At 72.5% G+C, this 17946-nt stretch carries 20 protein-coding genes; 14 read left to right on the top strand and 6 right to left on the bottom strand.

What is annotated here, in order from left to right; translation table 11 throughout:
* Window positions 1–124: 124 nt before the first annotated feature.
* Window positions 125–841 (bottom strand): IclR family transcriptional regulator NdgR, encoded by a 717-nt coding sequence (gene ndgR / locus HHL19_RS06260; RefSeq protein ID WP_005311436.1) that lies wholly within the window; start codon window positions 839–841, stop codon window positions 125–127.
* A gap of 139 nt (window positions 842–980) precedes the next feature.
* On the opposite strand from ndgR, the gene leuC reads away from it, so the two are divergent.
* The 4 genes from leuC to HHL19_RS06240 all read left to right on the top strand — a co-directional run bounded on the left by leuC (window position 981) and on the right by HHL19_RS06240 (window position 4160).
* Complete coding sequence (gene leuC / locus HHL19_RS06255) at window positions 981–2405, top strand: 3-isopropylmalate dehydratase large subunit (RefSeq protein WP_169086475.1); 1425 nt, start codon at window positions 981–983, stop codon at window positions 2403–2405.
* A gap of 5 nt (window positions 2406–2410) precedes the next feature.
* Window positions 2411–3004, top strand: coding sequence for a 3-isopropylmalate dehydratase small subunit (gene leuD, locus HHL19_RS06250; RefSeq protein WP_169086473.1), 594 nt, complete (start codon window positions 2411–2413; stop codon window positions 3002–3004).
* Window positions 3005–3108: 104 nt separating this feature from the next.
* The gene (locus tag HHL19_RS06245; protein WP_030750706.1) at window positions 3109–3336 is read left to right on the top strand and encodes a hypothetical protein; all 228 of its coding nucleotides are present in this window, start codon (window positions 3109–3111) and stop codon (window positions 3334–3336) included.
* Between the two features lie 143 nt (window positions 3337–3479).
* Entirely contained in the window at window positions 3480–4160 is a 681-nt protein-coding gene (locus tag HHL19_RS06240; protein WP_169086471.1) for an HU family DNA-binding protein, read from the top strand.
* A 119-nt stretch (window positions 4161–4279) separates the two neighbouring features.
* Here HHL19_RS06240 and HHL19_RS06235 read toward each other — a convergent pair whose 3' ends face one another.
* The gene (locus HHL19_RS06235) at window positions 4280–4489 is read right to left on the bottom strand and encodes a hypothetical protein (RefSeq protein ID WP_169086469.1); all 210 of its coding nucleotides are present in this window, start codon (window positions 4487–4489) and stop codon (window positions 4280–4282) included.
* Window positions 4490–4499: 10 nt separating this feature from the next.
* The gene (gene cofC, locus HHL19_RS06230; protein WP_169086467.1) at window positions 4500–5147 is read right to left on the bottom strand and encodes a 2-phospho-L-lactate guanylyltransferase; all 648 of its coding nucleotides are present in this window, start codon (window positions 5145–5147) and stop codon (window positions 4500–4502) included.
* A gap of 148 nt (window positions 5148–5295) precedes the next feature.
* Here cofC and HHL19_RS06225 point away from each other — a divergent pair, with 148 nt between their 5' ends.
* The 3 genes from HHL19_RS06225 to HHL19_RS06215 all read left to right on the top strand — a co-directional run bounded on the left by HHL19_RS06225 (window position 5296) and on the right by HHL19_RS06215 (window position 8268).
* On the top strand, window positions 5296–6048 hold the full coding sequence (locus tag HHL19_RS06225) for a lysophospholipid acyltransferase family protein (RefSeq protein ID WP_169086465.1): 753 nt from the start codon (window positions 5296–5298) through the stop codon (window positions 6046–6048).
* A complete protein-coding gene (locus HHL19_RS06220) occupies window positions 6045–7046 on the top strand; it encodes an NAD(P)H-dependent glycerol-3-phosphate dehydrogenase (protein ID WP_169086463.1) in 1002 nt (333 codons plus the stop codon). Before HHL19_RS06225 ends, HHL19_RS06220 begins: the two co-directional genes overlap by 4 nt.
* 82 nt (window positions 7047–7128) lie before the next feature.
* A complete protein-coding gene (locus HHL19_RS06215) occupies window positions 7129–8268 on the top strand; it encodes a D-alanine--D-alanine ligase family protein (protein ID WP_169086461.1) in 1140 nt (379 codons plus the stop codon).
* 57 nt (window positions 8269–8325) lie between these two features.
* Here HHL19_RS06215 and HHL19_RS06210 read toward each other — a convergent pair whose 3' ends face one another.
* Both HHL19_RS06210 and HHL19_RS06205 read right to left on the bottom strand, forming a co-directional pair.
* Window positions 8326–8754 (bottom strand): DUF3515 domain-containing protein, encoded by a 429-nt coding sequence (locus HHL19_RS06210; RefSeq protein WP_169087549.1) that lies wholly within the window; start codon window positions 8752–8754, stop codon window positions 8326–8328.
* An 80-nt stretch (window positions 8755–8834) separates the two neighbouring features.
* Complete coding sequence (locus tag HHL19_RS06205; RefSeq protein WP_169086459.1) at window positions 8835–9068, bottom strand: Lrp/AsnC ligand binding domain-containing protein; 234 nt, start codon at window positions 9066–9068, stop codon at window positions 8835–8837.
* Window positions 9069–9301: 233 nt separating this feature from the next.
* Here HHL19_RS06205 and HHL19_RS06200 point away from each other — a divergent pair, with 233 nt between their 5' ends.
* Both HHL19_RS06200 and thiD read left to right on the top strand, forming a co-directional pair.
* Window positions 9302–10264, top strand: coding sequence for a thiamine-phosphate kinase (locus HHL19_RS06200; protein ID WP_169086457.1), 963 nt, complete (start codon window positions 9302–9304; stop codon window positions 10262–10264).
* Window positions 10261–11064: a bifunctional hydroxymethylpyrimidine kinase/phosphomethylpyrimidine kinase gene (thiD, locus tag HHL19_RS06195; RefSeq protein ID WP_169086455.1), complete on the top strand. Its 804-nt coding sequence runs from the start codon at window positions 10261–10263 to the stop codon at window positions 11062–11064. The genes HHL19_RS06200 and thiD overlap by 4 nt, the downstream gene beginning before the upstream one ends.
* Before the next feature lie 166 nt (window positions 11065–11230).
* Here the strand turns inward: thiD and rpmB are convergent, their stop codons facing one another.
* The gene (rpmB, locus tag HHL19_RS06190; RefSeq protein WP_003957616.1) at window positions 11231–11416 is read right to left on the bottom strand and encodes a 50S ribosomal protein L28; all 186 of its coding nucleotides are present in this window, start codon (window positions 11414–11416) and stop codon (window positions 11231–11233) included.
* Between the two features lie 231 nt (window positions 11417–11647).
* Here rpmB and HHL19_RS06185 point away from each other — a divergent pair, with 231 nt between their 5' ends.
* From HHL19_RS06185 to HHL19_RS06165, 5 genes are all read left to right on the top strand, one after another.
* The gene (locus HHL19_RS06185; protein ID WP_169086453.1) at window positions 11648–13351 is read left to right on the top strand and encodes a DAK2 domain-containing protein; all 1704 of its coding nucleotides are present in this window, start codon (window positions 11648–11650) and stop codon (window positions 13349–13351) included.
* 52 nt (window positions 13352–13403) lie between these two features.
* Entirely contained in the window at window positions 13404–15611 is a 2208-nt protein-coding gene (gene recG, locus HHL19_RS06180; protein WP_169086451.1) for an ATP-dependent DNA helicase RecG, read from the top strand.
* 68 nt (window positions 15612–15679) lie between these two features.
* Window positions 15680–16261, top strand: coding sequence for a 16S rRNA (guanine(966)-N(2))-methyltransferase RsmD (rsmD, locus tag HHL19_RS06175; protein WP_169086450.1), 582 nt, complete (start codon window positions 15680–15682; stop codon window positions 16259–16261).
* 26 nt (window positions 16262–16287) lie between these two features.
* Window positions 16288–16767, top strand: a complete 480-nt coding sequence (coaD, locus tag HHL19_RS06170) for a pantetheine-phosphate adenylyltransferase (RefSeq protein ID WP_346768478.1) — start codon at window positions 16288–16290, stop codon at window positions 16765–16767.
* A gap of 110 nt (window positions 16768–16877) precedes the next feature.
* Window positions 16878–17900 (top strand): cell division initiation protein, encoded by a 1023-nt coding sequence (locus HHL19_RS06165; RefSeq protein ID WP_169086446.1) that lies wholly within the window; start codon window positions 16878–16880, stop codon window positions 17898–17900.
* The last annotated feature ends 46 nt before the right edge of the window (window positions 17901–17946 follow it).

The following is a 17946-nucleotide window of genomic DNA, read 5'->3' as shown; positions in this document are numbered from 1 at the left end:
TCGAAGAAGCCCTTCCCTTCGGGGGAGGGCTTCTTCGCTGTTCCGGCACGGCGCGCACAACTCCGGCCCACCGCTGCGGCGTTGGAGCGGTGGGCCGGAGAACGTACAGATGAACAGAGGAAGATCAGCCGTTGCGGCGGAGCGCCTCGCTGAGGCGGGCGGCGGCGTCGATGACCGCCTGGGCGTGCATACGGCCCGGGTGACGCGTCAGGCGCTCGATCGGACCCGAGACCGACACGGCGGCCACCACGCGGTTCGACGGGCCCCTCACGGGCGCGGAGACGGACGCGACGCCCGGCTCCCGCTCACCGATCGACTGGGCCCAGCCGCGGCGCCGTACGCCCGACAGGGCCGTCGCCGTGAAACGGGCGCCCTGGAGACCGCGGTGCAGCCGCTCGGGCTCCTCCCAGGCCATCAGGATCTGCGCCGACGAGCCGGCCTTCATGGTCAGCGTCGAGCCCACCGGGACGGTGTCCCGCAGGCCGGACAGCCGCTCGGCCGCCGCCACGCAGATCCGCATGTCGCCCTGGCGCCGGTAGAGCTGCGCGCTCTCCCCGGTCACGTCCCGCAGATGCGTGAGCACCGGACCGGCCGTCGCGAGGAGCCGGTCCTCGCCGGCCGCCGCCGCGAGCTCCGCGAGCCGCGGGCCGAGAATGAAACGGCCCTGCATGTCGCGGGCCACCATCCGGTGGTGTTCCAATGCCACGGCCAGTCGGTGGGCCGTGGGTCGTGCGAGTCCCGTCGCCGCGACCAGTCCTGCGAGGGTGGCCGGACCGGACTCCAGGGCGCTCAGGACAAGGGCTGCCTTGTCGAGAACGCCTACGCCGCTAGAGTTGTCCATGCAACGATATTCGCGTCTCACTCTGTGAAACGCAAGTTCAATTTCCCGAGGAACTTGTCACTCTGGTGGGGCGGCCGCACAACGGACCGCGCAACGGTCTCTAGTGGTGTCGGCGCAGCCGCCGGCCGGAGGGAAAGCGATGGGTAGGACACTCGCGGAGAAGGTCTGGGACGACCATGTCGTCCGGCGCGCCGAGGGCGAGCCCGACCTCCTCTTCATCGATCTTCACCTGCTGCACGAGGTGACCAGCCCCCAGGCCTTCGACGGCCTCCGCCAGAACGGGCGGCAGGTGCGGCGCCTCGACCTCACCCTCGCCACCGAGGACCACAACACCCCCACCCTCGACATCGACAAGCCGATCGCCGACCCGGTCTCCCGCGCCCAGCTGGAGACCCTGCGCAAGAACTGCGCCGAGTTCGGGGTACGGCTCCACCCGCTCGGCGACGTCGAGCAGGGCGTCGTCCACGTGGTGGGACCGCAGCTGGGCCTGACCCAGCCCGGCATGACCGTGGTCTGCGGCGACTCCCACACCTCCACCCACGGCGCCTTCGGCGGCCTGGCGTTCGGCATCGGCACCAGCCAGGTCGAGCACGTCCTGGCCACCCAGACGCTGCCCATGGCCCGCCCGAAGACCATGGCCATCACCGTGAACGGCGAGCTGCCCGCCGACGTCACCGCCAAGGACCTGATCCTCGCCGTCATCGCGAAGATCGGCACCGGCGGCGGCCAGGGCTACGTCCTGGAGTACCGGGGCTCCGCCATCGAGAAACTCTCGATGGAGGGCCGCATGACCATCTGCAACATGTCCATCGAGGCCGGCGCCCGCGCGGGCATGATCGCCCCCGACGAGACCACCTTCGCCTACCTCAAGGGCCGTCCCCACGCCCCCGAGGGCGAGGACTGGGACGCCGCCGTCGCCTACTGGAAGACCCTGAGGACCGACGAGGACGCCGTCTTCGACGCCGAGGTCGTCATCGAGGCCGCCGAGCTGGCCCCGTTCGTCACCTGGGGCACCAACCCCGGCCAGGGCGCCCCGCTTTCGGCGAACGTCCCCGACCCGGCTTCGTACGAAGACCCCTCGGAGCGCCTCGCCGCCGAAAAGGCCCTGGAGTACATGGGGTTGACCGCCGGGCAGCCGCTGCGCGACATCAAGGTCGACACCGTCTTCGTAGGCTCCTGCACCAACGGCCGCATCGAGGACCTGCGCAACGCCGCCTCCCTCCTGGAGGGCCGCCAGGTCGCCGACGGCGTCCGCATGCTGGTCGTCCCCGGCTCCGTCCGGGTCGCCCTGCAGGCCGTCGAGGAGGGCCTGGACAAGGTCTTCAAGGCCGCCGGCGCCGAATGGCGGCACGCGGGCTGCTCCATGTGCCTGGGCATGAACCCCGACCAGCTGGCCCCCGGCGAGCGCTCCGCGTCCACCTCCAACCGCAACTTCGAGGGCCGGCAGGGCAAGGGCGGCCGCACCCACCTGGTCTCCCCCCAGGTCGCCGCCGCCACCGCTGTCCTCGGCCACCTGGCCTCCCCGGCCGACCTGTCCGACACCGTCACCACCGCGGGGGTCTGAGAACCATGGAAGCCTTCACCACGCACACCGGCCGCGCCGTCCCGCTGCGCCGCAGCAACGTCGACACCGACCAGATCATCCCCGCGCACTGGCTGAAGAAGGTCACCCGCGACGGCTTCGAGGACGGCCTCTTCGAGGCCTGGCGCAAGGACTCCGAGTTCGTCCTCAACCGCCCCGAGCGGCAGGGCGCCACGGTCCTGGTCGCCGGCCCCGACTTCGGCACCGGCTCCTCCCGCGAGCACGCCGTCTGGGCGCTGCAGAACTACGGCTTCAAGACCGTCATCTCGGCCCGCTTCGCCGACATCTTCCGCGGCAACTCGCTGAAGAACGGTCTGCTGACGGTCGTCCTCCCGCAGGAGACGGTCGACGCCCTCTGGGCGCTGACCGAGGCCGACCCGACCGCCGAGATCACCGTCGACCTGGAGGCCCGCAAGGTCCTGGCGGCCGGGATCGACGCCGACTTCGAGCTCGACGAGAACGCCCGCTGGCGGCTCCTGAACGGCCTCGACGACATCAGCCTCACCCTTCAGAACGAAGCCGACATCGCGGCCTACGAGACGGCCAGGCCGTCCTTCAAGCCCCGTACAATTACGGCCTGAGCAGCGCTTTTCCACGACTGCGCCCCCCACTCTCCGGTGGGGGGCGCAGTCGCTTGTTGAGACCCTGTCGGGCGACAACTCGCCCTAGATGGCACAATCGGTGCATGGAACGCGACAACCAACTCAAGCTCTACGAGGAAGTCGCCGACCGATTGAAAGAAGCGCACTCCCGAGTGCGCGCACTGCAAGTCCCGGAGGGCGTAAGGATGGCGCTGTCCCGGAAGCTGCTGGTCGTCACGGCCGCGGCGAAGCACGATCTCGCGGACGCGGCGACGCGTCTGGACCGGTTGATGAAGGACCTCGACGAGGGTCGATTCCCTGAAGACGACTGACACCAGGAACTCCGCAACGGCACTTCCGCGTTGCGGCACTAGGGTGATTAGACCGTTTCGTGTTTGATTTGCGGTATATACATGCCTAACGTGCGAAAAAGCTTGAACAGTTTCGTTCCGGCAAAGTCTCCGAAGGGGAAGACGTGAACAAGGCGCAGCTCGTAGAAGCGATTGCCGACAAGTTGGGCGGTCGCCAGCAGGCCGCCGAAGCCGTCGACCACGTGCTCGACGCCATCGTGCGCGCCGTGGTCTCCGGCGACCGTGTCTCGGTCACGGGCTTCGGCTCGTTCGAGAAGGTCGACCGCCCGGCCCGCTACGCCCGCAACCCGCAGACGGGCGAGCGCGTGCGGGTCAAGAAGACCTCCGTTCCGCGCTTCCGCGCGGGCCAGGGCTTCAAGGACCTGGTCAGCGGCTCGAAGAAGCTCCCCAAGGGCGGCGAGGTCTCCGTCAAGAAGGCCCCCAAGGGCAGCCTGACCGGCGGCGCCTCCGCCACCGTGAAGAAGGCCGCGGCGAAGAAGGCCACCACGGCCAAGAAGGCCGCCGCCAAGAAGGCCACGCCGGCCAAGAAGACCACGGCCGCCAAGAAGGCGACCCCGGCCAAGAAGACCACCACCGCGGCCGCGAAGAAGGCGACCGCCACGGCCAAGAAGGCCGCCGCCAAGAAGGCGACCCCGGCCAAGAAGGCCACCACGGCCGCCGCGGCCAAGAAGACGGCCGCCAAGAAGACCGCCCCGGCGAAGAAGGCCGTGGCGAAGAAGGCGCCCGCCAAGAAGACCACGGCGCGCAAGACCGCCACGGCCAAGAAGGCCGCCGCCAAGAAGTAGGGCCGCCAGGAAACAGTACGGTCACCGCGCGTCCGCCGGGCCGGGCTCCCACCACGGGAGCCCGGCCCGCGGCGCGTTCCCGGAGCCGCGTACGGCCGTACGACGGCGGGGGAGGGCGCTCAGAAGGTCTGCAGCGTCACCAGCGTGATCCGCGGGGCGGCGCCCGGGGCGCCCGGCTCCGTCTCGATCCGCACCCGCTGCCCCGGACGCAGCAGCCGCAGCCCGCCCGCGTCGAAGGCCTCCGCCCCGAACTCCACCGGGGTGCCGTCGTCGAGCAGCACACTGCCGCTGCGGGTCTCGGGGTCGTACGTGTACGCGGTCGCCTGCATGGGCCGCAGCCTATCCGGCCGTGGCCGGACGCCGGGCCGCCGTCCGCGGGCCCAGACCCAGCGAACCCGCCGCCGCCAGATCCTCGCCGGTGTCCACGTCCCGGCGCACGGAATCCACCCCGGACAGCGTGATTTCCACCGCGCCCGAAGACAAATGCCGAAGCCGCGACGCACCACCGAATGCCGGTTCCAATTCCACCCCCGGAGCCGCCGAGAGGAATGTCGTACCGATTTCGGCGGCATCCGCGAGAAATGCCCTCGGGAATTGCCGGGCGGCCGCCAGGACCCGGGCCAGCTCCGCCGGACGCAGCGCCGGGAGATCCGCGTTCAGTGCCGCCACGCGCGCGTGCGGCCGCCGTGCCCGTACCGCCCGGGCGCCGTGCGCGAGCGCCGCGTTGAGCCCCGCCGCCGGTGCGTCCGGCACCACCAGGGCCCCCAGCGCGGCCAGCGCACGCCCGGCCGCCGGATCGTCCGTGACCACCACCACGTCCCGGACCTCCGGGCAGTCCAGGGCCGCCGCCACCGTGTCCTCGGCGAAGGCCAGGGCGAGACGGGGCCGCAGCAGCTCCCCGGCGGCGGGGGCCAGCCGGCTCTTCGCCAGGACCAGGGGCTTCAGGGGTACGACCAGGGACCAGCCGTCGTCCGCATCCGTGTTCATCGCGGCCCATTCTGTCCCGCCCCGGCGGTACGGGCCGGTCCCCGGGGCGTACGGTGTCACTCGACACAGCAGGAGCATGGGGCGACACTTGACCCCCTGCCAGCGAGACCCAGCGGGTCTCAGCAAGACCCGGAGAAAGGTGCGCCGAGTGCCCCGCCGCAGAATCGGCTTCTGGTACCGCCTCGCGGCGGTCATCGCCAAACCCCCCCTGGTGGTTCTGTTCAAGCGGGACTGGCGCGGCATGGAGCACATTCCGGCCGACGGCGGCTTCATCACCGCGGTCAACCACAACTCCTACCTGGACCCGCTCTCCTACGCGCACTACCAGTACAACACCGGCCGGGTGCCCCGCTTCCTGGCCAAGGCGGGGCTCTTCAAGGGCGGATTCGTCGCCACCATGCTCCGCAACACCGGTCAGATCCCCGTCTACCGCGAGACCGCGAACGCCCTGGACGCCTTCCGCGCAGCCGTGGACGCCATCGAGCGGGGCGAGTGCGTCGCCTTCTACCCCGAGGGCACCCTCACCCGCGACCCCGACATGTGGCCCATGCCGGGCAAGACCGGCGCCGCCCGCGTCGCGCTGCTCACCAAGGCGCCCGTCATCCCGGTGGCCCAGTGGGGCGCCAACCTCGCGATGCCGCCGTACGCGAAGAAGGACAAGTTCAGCTTCTTCCCGCGCAAGACGCTCATCGTGCAGGCCGGCCCGCCGGTCGACCTCTCCCGCTTCGACGGCCTGGAGCCCACCCCCGAGGTGCTGCGCGAGGCCACCGAGACGATCATGGCCGCCATCACCGCGCTCCTGGAGGAGGTCCGCGGCGAGCAGGCCCCCGCCGAGCCGTACGACCCGCGCCGCGCCCGTCAGGCACTGCGCCGCAAGACCGCCGAGGGAGGCGCCGCATGACCAAGGCCGCCGTCTTCGGCAACGGTTCCTGGGGCACCGCCTTCGCCATGGTGATGGCCGACGCGGGCTGCGAGGTGAGCCTCTGGGGCCGCCGCCCCGCCCTCGCCGAGACCATCAACAAGACCCGTACCAACCCCGACTACCTGCCCGGCGTCGAACTCCCCAAGGGCATCACGGCCACCGCCGACGCGGCCGAGGCCGCCGAGGGAGCCGACTTCGCCGTCCTCGTCGTCCCCTCCCAGACCCTGCGCGAGAACCTCGCCGCCTGGGCGCCGAAGCTCGGCCCCGACACCGTGCTCGTCTCCCTCATGAAGGGCATCGAACTCGGCACCGCCAAGCGGATGAGCGAGGTCATCACCGAGGTCGCCGGCGTCCCCGCCGAGCGCGTCGCCGTCCTCACCGGCCCCAACCTGGCCCGCGAGATCGCCGCCCGGCAGCCCGCCGCAGCCGTCGCCGCCTGCGTCGACGAGTCGGTCGCCCAGCGGCTCCAGGCCGCCTGCATGACCCCGTACTTCCGCCCGTACACCAACACCGACGTGGTCGGCTGCGAGCTCGGCGGCGCGGTGAAGAACGTCATCGGCCTCGCCGTCGGCATCGCCAACGGCATGGGCCTCGGCGACAACTCCAAGGCCACGCTCATCACCCGCGGCCTCGCCGAGACCACCCGCCTCGGCCTCGCCATGGGCGCCGACCCGCTCACCTTCTCCGGCCTCGCGGGCCTCGGCGACCTCGTCGCCACCTGCTCCTCGCCGCTCTCCCGGAACAACACCTTCGGCACCAACCTCGGCCGCGGGATGACCCTCCAGGAGGCCGTCGCGGCCACCAAGCAGACCGCGGAGGGCGTCAAGTCCTGCGAGTCGGTGCTCGATCTGGGCCGCCGCCACGGCGTCGACATGCCCATCACCGAGACCGTCGTCTCCATCGTCCACGACGGGAAGCCGCCGACGGTCGCCCTCAAGGAGCTCATGTCGCGCAGCGCCAAGCCCGAAAGGCGCTGACCCGGGCGCGCTGAGCCGTCCGCGCGAGACGGCGCGCGGGGCGCTCAGGAGTTCGGACACCGCAAGGTACGCTCATCGCGATATGAGCGAGAACACCCAGAGCCCCCGCAAGCCGCGCGTGGCCGTCGTCTTCGGCGGACGCAGCTCCGAGCACGCCATCTCCGTCGTCACCGCCGGCGCCGTCCTCAAGGCGATCGACCGGACCAAGTACGACGTGCTGCCCATCGGCATCACCCGGGAGGGGCGCTGGGCCCTGACCGCCGACGCCCCCGAGCGGATGGCGATCGCCGAGCGCTCCCTGCCGGACGTCGGCCAGCTCGCCGAGTCCGAGACCGGCAACGTGGTCCTCCCCGTCGACCCGGCCGGCCGCGAGGTCGTCCTGCACGAGCCCGGCTCGCTGCCGCAGGCCCTCGGCGAGGTCGACGTCGTCTTCCCCATGCTCCACGGCCCCTACGGCGAGGACGGCACCCTCCAGGGCCTCCTGGAGCTCTCCGGCATCCCGTACGTCGGCGCGGGCGTCCTCGCCTCCGCCGTCGGCCAGGACAAGGAGTACATGAAGCGGGTCTTCGTCTCCTACGGCCTGCCCGTCGGCCCGTACCAGGTCATCCGGCCGCGCGAGTGGGACCGCAACCCGGCCGAGGCCCGCAAGAAGATCGTCGAGTTCGCCGCCGACCACGGCTGGCCGCTCTTCGTGAAGCCGGCCCGCGGCGGCTCCTCCGTCGGCATCACCAAGGTCGACGACCTCTCCGGCCTCGACGAGGCCGTCGAGGAGGCCCGCCGCCACGACCCGAAGATCATCGTGGAGGCACTGCTGCGCGGCCGCGAGATCGAGTGCGGCGTCCTGGAGTTCGAGGACGGCCCGCGCGCCAGCGTCCCCGCCGAGATCCCGCCGGTCACCGACCACGACTTCTACGACTTCGAGGCCAAGTACATCGACTCGGCCTCCGGCCTGGTGCCCGCCCCGATCGGCGACGCGGCCACCGCCGAGGTCCAGCGCTTGGCCGTCGCCGCCTACGAGGCGGTCTCCTGCGAGGGCCTGGTCCGCGCCGACTTCTTCCTCACCGAGGACGGCGACTTCGTCATCAACGAGATCAACACCATGCCCGGCTTCACCCCGATCTCCATGTACCCGCGCATGTGGCAGGAGAGCGGCGTGAGCTACCCCGAGCTGGTCGACCGGCTGATCCAGGCCGCGCTCACCCGCTCCACGGGCCTGCGCTAGGCCTGATCCGCCGGACACCCTGACCCCGGAAGCCCTGGGGCCCCGGTCACCGGGGCCCTAACGGCACTCGGGCTCCAGGGCGCAGGGCACCGTCCGGTCCACCGGGCCGGCCAGGTCCACCAGCGGGCCGATGTCGTGGGCGTACCGCTCGTCCAGGGCGACCTCGACATAGGTCTTCCGGTACACCGAGGTGAAACGGGGGCCGCCCTGCTCGGGCTGCTCCAGCATCCAGCGCACGCCCTCGGCTGAGACGGCCCGCGCCTGCGGATCGCTCATCTTTTCGGGCCGGTCGACCCCGCAGCGCAGTACGATCGCTCCGTCTCCCCACCCGGCGGTCAGCTCGGAGTCGGGAGACGGATCGCTCCGCTCCTGTCCCGCCACGGTGTCCGGGAGCTCCTCCGCCAGCTCACGGCAGAGCGCCGCCTCCGCCGCGGGCGGAGTCGGCACCCGCACGGACGCCTGGGCGCCGGAGGAGCAGCCGGTCATGGCCAGCAGCAGGACGGCGGCCGCGACGGGCAGGCCGAGAGGCCGGTGGGAAGAGGTCACCGGCCAAGGGTAGACGGGGGCTACAGATGGACGACCGGGCAGGTCAGGGTGCGCGTGATGCCGTCCACTTGCTGGACCTTCGCGACCACCATGCGGCCGAGCTCGTCGACCGTGTCGGCCTGGGCCCGCACGATCACGTCGTACGGCCCGGTCACGTCCTCTGCCTGGATCACCCCCGGGATCTTGGAGATGGTGTCGGCGACGAGCGACGCCTTGCCCACCTCGGTCTGAATCAGGATGTACGCCTGTACCACGGAACCTCCAGGGCGGCCACGAGGATCTTGTGGGAGAAAGAGACGCCACGGTACCGCGTCGCCGGAAGGCGCGGGGAGACCCGCGCCTTCCGGACCGCCCGGGGCGTGGCGCACACAGGACGGAAGTTGACGGTCAACTTGACGGTACCCAGCACGGTGACGGCCCGCGACCCGCGGCGCGAGCGGACACTCCGCCGACGGCCGGCCGGCACGACGACACGAGGTGAGACGCGGTGAAGGGCACAGTCGGAGAACTGGGCGAGTTCGGGCTCATCAAGGAGCTCACGTCCCGGCTCACCTCCACCCCGGCGGTACGGATCGGGCCGGGCGACGACGCCGCCGTGGTCTCCGCCCCGGACCGGCGCGTGGTGGCCAGCACGGACATCCTGCTCGAAGGACGGCACTTCCGCCGCGACTGGTCGACGGCGTACGACGTCGGCCGCAAGGCCGCCGCGCAGAACCTCGCCGACATCGCCGCCATGGGCGCGGTCCCCACCGCCCTCCTCCTCGGCCTCGTCGTCCCCGCGGAACTCCCCGTCACCTGGCCCACGGAACTCATGGACGGGCTGCGCGACGAATGTCAGGTCGCGGGCGCGGCGGTGGTCGGCGGCGACGTCGTCCGCGGCGACACGATCATGGTCTCCATCACCGCCCTCGGCGACCTCCGCAACGCCGACCCGGTCACCCGGGGCGGCGCGCAGCCCGGCGACGTCGTCGCCTACACCGGCTGGCTCGGCTGGTCCGCCGCCGGCTACGCGGTCCTCTCCCGGGGCTTCCGCTCGCCGCGCGCCTTCGTCGAGGCCCACCGCCGCCCCGAGCCGCCGTACCACGCGGGTCCGGCCGCCGCCGGGCTGGGCGCCACCGCCATGTGCGACGTCAGCGACGGCCTCATCGCCGACCTCGGCCACATCGCCGAGGCCAGCAACGTCCGCATCGACCTGCGCTCCGGACTCATCGACATCCCCGGCCAGATGCACGACATCGGCCAGGCCGTCGGCGTCGACCCGCTCCAGTGGGTCCTCACCGGAGGCGAGGACCACGCGATCGTCGCCACCTTCCCGCCGGACGTGAAGCTGCCCGCCCGCTGGAAGGTGATCGGCGAGGTCGTCTCCCCCTCCGCGCTGCCCCAGGTGACCGTCGACGGCGCCCCCTGGCACAGCGCCGGCGGCTGGGACCACTTCGGGGAGACCGAGTGAGCCCCGCCCCGCCGCTCGTCCTCACCGTCGCCGGATCCGACTCCGGCGGCGGCGCCGGCATCCAGGCCGACCTCAAGGCCATGCTCGCCCTCGGCGTCCACGGCATGAGCGTGATCACCGCCGTCACCGCGCAGAACTCGCGCGGGGTCCACGGCGTCTGGGAGCTCCCCGAGGAGGCCGTCCGCGCCCAGTACCGGGCCGTCGTCGACGACATCGGCGTCCACGCGGTCAAGACCGGGATGCTCGCCACCGCCCCGCTCGTCGACACCGTCGCCGAGCTCCTCGCCGGGACGGACGCGCCCGTGGTCGTCGACCCCGTCGGCGTCTCCAAGCACGGCGACCCGCTGCTCGCGGCCACCGCCCTGGAGTCCGTACGCGAGCGGCTGCTGCCGACCGCGACCGTCGCCACGCCCAACCTGGACGAGGTGACGCAGCTCACCGGGATCGTCGTCGAGGACGAGGACGGGATGCGCCGGGCCGCCGACGCGATCCTCGGACACGGGCCGCGCTGGGCGCTCATCAAGGGCGGCCACCTGCCCGGGGACGCCGCCGAGGTCGTGGACCTCCTCACCGACGGCACCGAGGAGCACTGGCTGTACGCCCCCCGGTACGACAACCGGCACACCCACGGCACCGGCTGCACGCTCGCCTCGGCGGTCGCGTCCGGCCTCGCCAAGGGGCTGCCCGTGCCGAAGGCCGTACGGGAGGCGAAGGCGTACGTGACCGGGGCCCTCGCCGCCGGCTTCGCCCTGGGGGAGGGCATCGGGCCCGTCGACCACGGGTGGGAACTGCGCCGCTGAACCACCGGCATGACGAAGGGCGGGTCCGACCCCCGAGGTCGGACCCGCCCTTCGTGTCACGCGGGCAAGGCTGGTGTCGCTGAGAAGGCGGAAGGCCGGTCCACCGAGGTGGACCGGCCTTCCCAGGCAACCGCAGGGGCTGCGCTACGACACGGAAACGTCGCGATTAGCGCGAGACCTTGCCGGCCTTGATGCACGAGGTGCAGACGTTGAGCCGCTTCGGCGTCCGACCGACCACGGCACGCACACGCTGGATGTTCGGGTTCCAGCGACGAGACGTACGGCGGTGCGAGTGCGAAATGTTGTTGCCGAAGCCCGGCCCCTTGCCGCAGACGTCGCAGTTGGCAGCCACGGGTCACTCCAAAGACTTCAGATTTACAGTGAGATCCGGCGCACCGGAATCAGGAGTCTGAAGTGGCTTGCCGGGGATGGCCCGGCGAGTGCCGGGCAACCGAAGCAGCATACAACGACTGCTCCGGTGGAACGAAACTACCACGGTCCGGTCCGACGGCGTCCCGGCCCCCGGACCCGGAAGCCCCCGGTCTACCCTGCGGTGGACTTCACCGCCGAAGGAGGACCCCCGTTGTCGCGAGCCCCGCAGCCCTTCGACCCCGCCGACCGAGGTGACGAGCGTCTCGTCCTCGACGCCGAGGCGGTCCGGGCCTGGAGCGCGCGGACGGCCGAGGCCCTCGGCCGGGAGCGGGCCGCGATCGACGCCATCAACGTCTTCCCGGTCGCCGACGGCGACACCGGCACCAACCTCTACCTGACCGCCGACGCCGGCCGCCGGGCCGTCGAGGCCGTCTTCGCCGCCCCCGGCGCCGCCGGAGCCTCCGCGCCCGACACCGCCGACGCCGTACGGGCCCTGGCCCACGGCGCCCTCCTCGGCGCCCGCGGCAACTCCGGCACCATCCTGTCCCAGCTGCTCCGCGGCATGGCCGCCGTCCTCGCCGACGGCGGCGACGGCGACCACCTCGCCCGCGCCCTCGACACCGCCGCCGCCTCCGCCCGCGCCGCCGTCGCCCACCCCGAGGAAGGCACCATCCTCACCGTCGCCTCCGCCGCCGCGGCCGGCTGCGCGGCCGGCGGCACCCTCCCCGAAGTGGCCAGGAAGGCCTACGACGGGGCCAGGACGGCCCTGGAGGCCACCCCCGGGCAACTGGCCGTGCTCGGCCGCGCCGGGGTCGTGGACGCCGGAGGGCAGGGCCTGGTGGCCGTCCTCGGCGCGCTCGTGGAGACGGTGACCGGCCGGGCCCCGGAACCGCTGCCGCCGTCCCCGGCGGTACGCGCCCTGCCCGAGCGGCCGGGGGAGACCTGCGGCCACGACGGCGCGCAGGGCCCCGGCTACGAGGTCCTGTACCTCCTGGAGGCCGAGGACGCCGCCGTCGAACTCCTCAAGGCCCGGCTCGACGCCCTCGGCGACTCCCTCGTCGTCGTCGGCGGCGACGGGCTCTGGAACGTCCACGTCCACGTCGACGACGCGGGCGCCGCCGTCGAGGCCGGGATCGAGGCCGGCCGCCCGCACCGGATCCGCGTCACCCACTTCGCGAGCGCCGCCCCCGCGCCCGCACCCGACGCACCCGACCACACGGCCGAGGCACCCGCCCACGCGCGCGGGGAACGGGCCCAGCGGGCCGTCGTCGCCGTCCTCCCCGGCGAAGGGCTCGCCGGACTCTGCGCCGAGGCCGGCGCCACCACCCTCCAGGCCAGGCCCGGCGAACCGCCCACCGGCGACGAACTCCTCGACGCCGTACGCCGCGCCCACGCGCGCGAGGTGGTCCTCCTGCCCAACGACACCGAGCTGCGGGCCGCCGCCGCGTCCGCCGCCGAACGGGCCCGCGCCGAGGGCATCCGGGTCGCCCTCATCCCCACCCGGGCCGCCGTCCAGGGCATCGCCGCCCTCGCCGTCCACGAACCCGGGCGCAGCTTCGACGAGGACGTCGTCGCCATGACCGCCGCCGCCGGCGCCACCCGCTACGCCGAACTCGCCGTCGCCGCCCGCCAGTCCTTCACCAGCGCCGGCGTCTGCCAGGCCGGCGACGTCCTCGGCCTCATCGAGGGCGACGTCGCCGTCATCGGCCAGGACCTCACCGCCACCGCCCGCACGGTCCTCGACCGGATGCTCCAGGCCGGCGGCGAACTCGTCACCCTCGTCGTCGCCGACAGCGCACCGGCCGGCCTCGCCGACACCCTCGAAGCCCACGTCCGCCGCGGCTACCTGGCCGTCGACACCGTCACGTACCACGCGGGCGAAGGTGCCCCGCCGCTGCTCGTCGGGGTGGAATGAGAGCGCTCGGCCGTGGTGCGGAGCGCCCCCGGTGTCCGAGTCATGGTGTGCAATGGAACACGTGCCCGCGCTCGACGAACCCCTCAAGAAGTCCCTCGGCCCCGCCACCGCCAAGGTCATGGCCGAGGCCCTCGACCTGCACACGGTCGGCGACCTCCTCCACCACTACCCCCGGCGGTACGCGGAGCGGGGCGAGCTGACCACGCTCTCCGACCTGCCGCTCGACGAGCACGTCACGGTCGTCGCCCAGGTCGCCGACGCCCGCGTGCACACCTTCAACGGCGCCAAGGGCCGCGGCCAGCGCCTCGAAGTCACCATCACCGACGGGTCCGGCCGGCTCCAGCTGGTCTTCTTCGGCAAGGGCGTCCACAAGCCCCACCACGACCTGCTGCCCGGGACCCGCGCCATGTTCTCCGGCAAGGTCTCGCTCTTCAACCGCCGCCTCCAGCTCGCCCACCCCGCGTACGAACTCCTGCGCGGCGACGGCGAGGTGGCCGTCGACGCCTGGGCGAGCGCGCTCATCCCGATCTACCCGGCCACCACCAAGCTGGAGTCCTGGAAGATCGCCAAGGCCGTCGACGCCGTCCTGCCGAGCGCCGCCGACGCCGTCGACCCGCTCCCGCCCGCCCTGCGCGAGGGCCGCGGCCTCGCCGAACTCCCCGACGCCCTGCGCCTGATCCACCGCCCCGGCACCAAGGCCGACGTCGCCGCCGCCCGCGAACGGCTCAAGTGGGACGAGGCCTTCGTGCTCCAGGTCGCCCTCGCCCGCCGCCGGCACGCCGACACCCAGCTCCCCGCCGTCCCCCGCCGCCCCGCCGCCGACGGCATCCTCACCGCCTTCGACGCCAAGCTCCCCTTCACCCTCACCGACGGCCAGACCAAGGTCTCCAAGGAGATCTTCGACGACCTCGCCACCGACCACCCCATGCACCGCCTCCTCCAGGGCGAGGTGGGCTCGGGCAAGACCATGGTCGCCCTGCGGGCCATGCTCGCCGTCGTCGACGCCGGGGGCCAGGCCGCGATGCTCGCGCCGACCGAGGTCCTCGCCCAGCAGCACCACCGGTCGGTGACCGAGATGATGGGCGAGCTCGCCGAGGGCGGGATGCTCGGCGGGGGCGACAAGGCCACCAAGGTGGTGCTGCTCACCGGATCCATGGGGGCCGCCGGCCGGCGGCAGGCCCTGCTCGACCTGGTCACCGGCGAGGCGGGGATCGTCATCGGGACGCACGCGCTCATCGAGGACAAGGTCAGGTTCCACGACCTGGGGCTCGTCGTCGTCGACGAGCAGCACCGGTTCGGCGTGGAGCAGCGCGACGCGCTCCGCGGCAAGGGGAAGCAGCCGCCCCACCTGCTCGTCATGACGGCCACCCCGATCCCGCGGACCGTCGCCATGACCGTCTTCGGCGACCTGGAGACCTCCGTCCTCGACCAGCTCCCCGCCGGGCGCTCCCCGATCGCCAGCCACGTCGTCCCCGCCGCCGACAAGCCGCACTTCCTCGCCCGCGCCTGGGAGCGGGTCCGCGAGGAGGTGGAGAACGGCCACCAGGCGTACGTCGTCTGCCCCCGGATCGGGGACGACATCGACCAGGCGGCCCAGAAGAAGGCGGCCAAGGGCAAGCCCTCCGCCGAGGACGAGGCCGAGAAGCGGCCCCCGCTCGCCGTCCTCGACGTCGCCGAGAAGCTCGCCCGGGGCCCCCTCGCCGGGCTGCGGATCGCCGTCCTGCACGGGCGCATGCACCCCGACGACAAGGACGACGTCATGCGCCGCTTCGCCGCCGGCGAGCTCGACGTCCTCGTCGCCACCACCGTCATCGAGGTCGGCGTCAACGTGCCCAACGCCACCGCCATGGTCATCATGGACGCCGACCGCTTCGGCGTCTCCCAGCTCCACCAGCTCCGCGGCCGCGTCGGCCGCGGCTCCGCCCCCGGCCTCTGCCTCCTCGTCACCGAGATGCCCGAGGCGAGCCCCGCCCGCCAGCGCCTCGGCGCCGTCGCCTCCACCCTCGACGGCTTCGAGCTCTCCCGCATCGACCTCGAACAGCGCCGCGAGGGCGACGTCCTCGGCCAGGCCCAGTCCGGCGTCCGGTCCTCCCTGCGGGTCCTCGCCGTCATCGACGACGAGGAGGTCATCGCCGCCGCCCGCGAGGAGGCCACCGCCCTCGTCCTCGCCGACCCCGACCTGACGGACCACCCGGGGCTGCGCACCGCCCTGGACGCCCTGCTGAGCGAGGAGCGGGAGGAGTACCTGGAGAAGGGCTGACCGAGCCCCCGGCCCGTACGGCCATATCCTGGGGCGTACGCACTGGACGACGCAGGACGAGGAAACCGATGACCCGCGTGATCGCCGGCACCGCCGGCGGGCGGCGCCTGGCCGTGCCCCCGGGCACCGGCACCCGCCCCACCTCCGACCGGGCGCGCGAGGGCCTCTTCTCCACCTGGGAGGCGCTCCACGGCATCGAGGGCAGCCGGGTCGCCGACCTGTACGCAGGCTCCGGCGCCGTCGGCCTGGAGGCGCTCTCCCGCGGCGCCGTCCACGCCCTGCTTGTCGAGGCCGACGCCCGCGCCGCCCGCACCGTCCGGGAGAACGTCGCCTCGCTCGGCCTGCCCGGCGCCGAGGCCCGCACCGGGAAGGCCGAGCAGATCGTCACGGGACCGGCCCCGGCCGAGCCGTACGACCTGGTCTTCCTCGACCCGCCCTACGCGGTCGCCGACGAGGAGCTGCGAGAGATCCTCCTCACACTGCGCTCGGGGGGCTGGCTGAGCGAGGATGCCGTCGTCACCGTGGAACGCAGCACCCGAGGCGGCTCCTTCGGCTGGCCGGACGGCTTCGAACCACTGCGGTCCCGCCGCTACGGCGAGGGAACGTTTTGGTACGGTCGCGCCGCCTCTACGTGCGAAGACGCACGATGACCGGACCGGAGAGCGAGGGAACCAAGGTGCGCCGCGCCGTCTGCCCGGGGTCGTTCGACCCCATCACCAACGGACATCTCGACATCATCGCCCGCGCCTCCAAGCTGTACGACGTCGTGCACGTCGCGGTGATGATCAACCAGTCCAAGAAGGGCCTGTTCGCGGTCGAGGAGCGGATCGAGCTGATCCGCGAGGTCACCGCCGACTTCGGCAACGTCGAGGTGGAGTCCTTCCACGGCCTGCTCGTCGACTTCTGCAAGCAGCGGGACATCCCCGCCATCGTCAAGGGCCTGCGTGCGGTCAGCGACTTCGACTACGAGCTCCAGATGGCCCAGATGAACAACGGCCTGTCGGGCGTCGAGACGCTCTTCGTGCCCACCAACCCCACGTACAGCTTCCTGTCGTCCTCGCTGGTCAAGGAGGTCGCGGCCTGGGGCGGCGACGTCTCCCACCTGGTGCCCCCGCAGGTCCTCGGCCGGCTCACCGAGCGGCTCGCCCAGAAGTGACGCGCGGCCACCGCCGCTGACACTCCGTCATCTGGTGTCGGACGGGCCACGACTGCCCTTACAGTCGTCCCGTCCGTCTCCATCCAGCTGTAGAGAGTGGCGAGCACCCGGTGGACGTGCAGAAGAAGCTCGACGAGATCGTCGCGACCGTACAGAACGCCCGCTCGATGCCCATGTCGGCCTCCTGCGTGGTGAACCGCGCCGATCTCCTCGCCCTCCTCGAAGAGGTACGGGACGCCCTGCCGAACTCCCTCGCCCAGGCCCAGGAGCTGATCGGCGGGCGCGAGCAGATGGTCGAGCAGGCCCGCCAGGAGGCCGAGCGGATCATCGAGGCCGCCCACGCCGAGCGGGGCACCATCGTCTCCGACACCCAGATCGCCCGGCAGTCCCAGGAGGAGGCCGACCGGATCCTCTCCGAGGCCCGCCGCGAGGCCGAGGAGGTCCGCGCCGAGGCCGACGAGTACGTCGACTCCAAGCTCGCCAACTTCGAGGTCGTCCTCAACAAGACCATCGGCTCCGTCGACCGCGGCCGCGAGAAGCTCCTCGGCCGCGGCCCGGGCCTGGACGAGCAGGGCTACGCCGACGAGGACGCCCCCGAGTACAGCGCGGACCCCCAGACCCTCATCGCCCGCGCCGACGAGTACGTGGACGCCAAGCTGGGCGCCTTCGAGGCGGTCCTCTCCAAGACCCTGGAGGCCGTGGGCCGCGGCCGGCAGAAGCTGCACGGCCGGATCGCCACCGACGCCCTCGGCGAGCACATGGCCGCCCAGGAGGGCCTCGGCCACTCCGTGCACACCAGCGACGCCGACTACCTCGCCGGCCTCGCGGAGCTCGCCGACCCGGCGCCCGCCGCCCCCGCCCCGGTCGCCGCGCAGATCCCGGCCCAGCAGCCGGACCCGTACGGCTACCAGCAGCCGCAGCAGCCGGACCCGTACGGCTACCAGCAGCAGGACCCGTACGCGTACCAGCAGCAGGACCCCTACGCGTACCAGCAGCCCCAGCAGCCCCAGCAGGCCGACCCGTACGGCTACCAGGAGCAGCAGCCCCGGCCCGCCGCGCTCGACGAGACCAGCTTCTTCGACACGAGCATGATCGATCTGGAGCAGCTGCGCCGCTACGAGCAGGGGCAGTAGCCGGCACGGGGGCCGATTGGGCCCAGAGCGAAGCGTCCAGTATCCT

The organism is Streptomyces sp. R302, from assembly GCF_012927245.1.
GTDB lineage: Bacteria > Actinomycetota > Actinomycetes > Streptomycetales > Streptomycetaceae > Streptomyces.
The sequence above is the reverse complement of the archived record's forward strand: the minus strand, read 5'-3'. Positions and strand labels throughout refer to the sequence as shown.

Bases quoted from the DNA above. Each gene is read 5' to 3' on its own strand.
- ndgR (WP_005311436.1), bottom strand. From the start codon at position 841: ATGGACAACTCTAGCGGCGTAGGCGTTCTCGACAAGGCAGCCCTTGTC.
- leuC (WP_169086475.1), top strand. From the start codon at position 981: ATGGGTAGGACACTCGCGGAGAAGGTCTGGGACGACCATGTCGTCCGG.
- leuD (WP_169086473.1), top strand. From the start codon at position 2,411: ATGGAAGCCTTCACCACGCACACCGGCCGCGCCGTCCCGCTGCGCCGC.
- HHL19_RS06245 (WP_030750706.1), top strand. From the start codon at position 3,109: ATGGAACGCGACAACCAACTCAAGCTCTACGAGGAAGTCGCCGACCGA.
- HHL19_RS06235 (WP_169086469.1), bottom strand. From the start codon at position 4,489: ATGCAGGCGACCGCGTACACGTACGACCCCGAGACCCGCAGCGGCAGT.
- cofC (WP_169086467.1), bottom strand. From the start codon at position 5,147: ATGAACACGGATGCGGACGACGGCTGGTCCCTGGTCGTACCCCTGAAG.
- HHL19_RS06220 (WP_169086463.1), top strand. From the start codon at position 6,045: ATGACCAAGGCCGCCGTCTTCGGCAACGGTTCCTGGGGCACCGCCTTC.
- HHL19_RS06215 (WP_169086461.1), top strand. From the start codon at position 7,129: ATGAGCGAGAACACCCAGAGCCCCCGCAAGCCGCGCGTGGCCGTCGTC.
- HHL19_RS06210 (WP_169087549.1), bottom strand. From the start codon at position 8,754: ATGACCGGCTGCTCCTCCGGCGCCCAGGCGTCCGTGCGGGTGCCGACT.
- recG (WP_169086451.1), top strand. From the start codon at position 13,404: ATGGAACACGTGCCCGCGCTCGACGAACCCCTCAAGAAGTCCCTCGGC.
- rsmD (WP_169086450.1), top strand. From the start codon at position 15,680: ATGACCCGCGTGATCGCCGGCACCGCCGGCGGGCGGCGCCTGGCCGTG.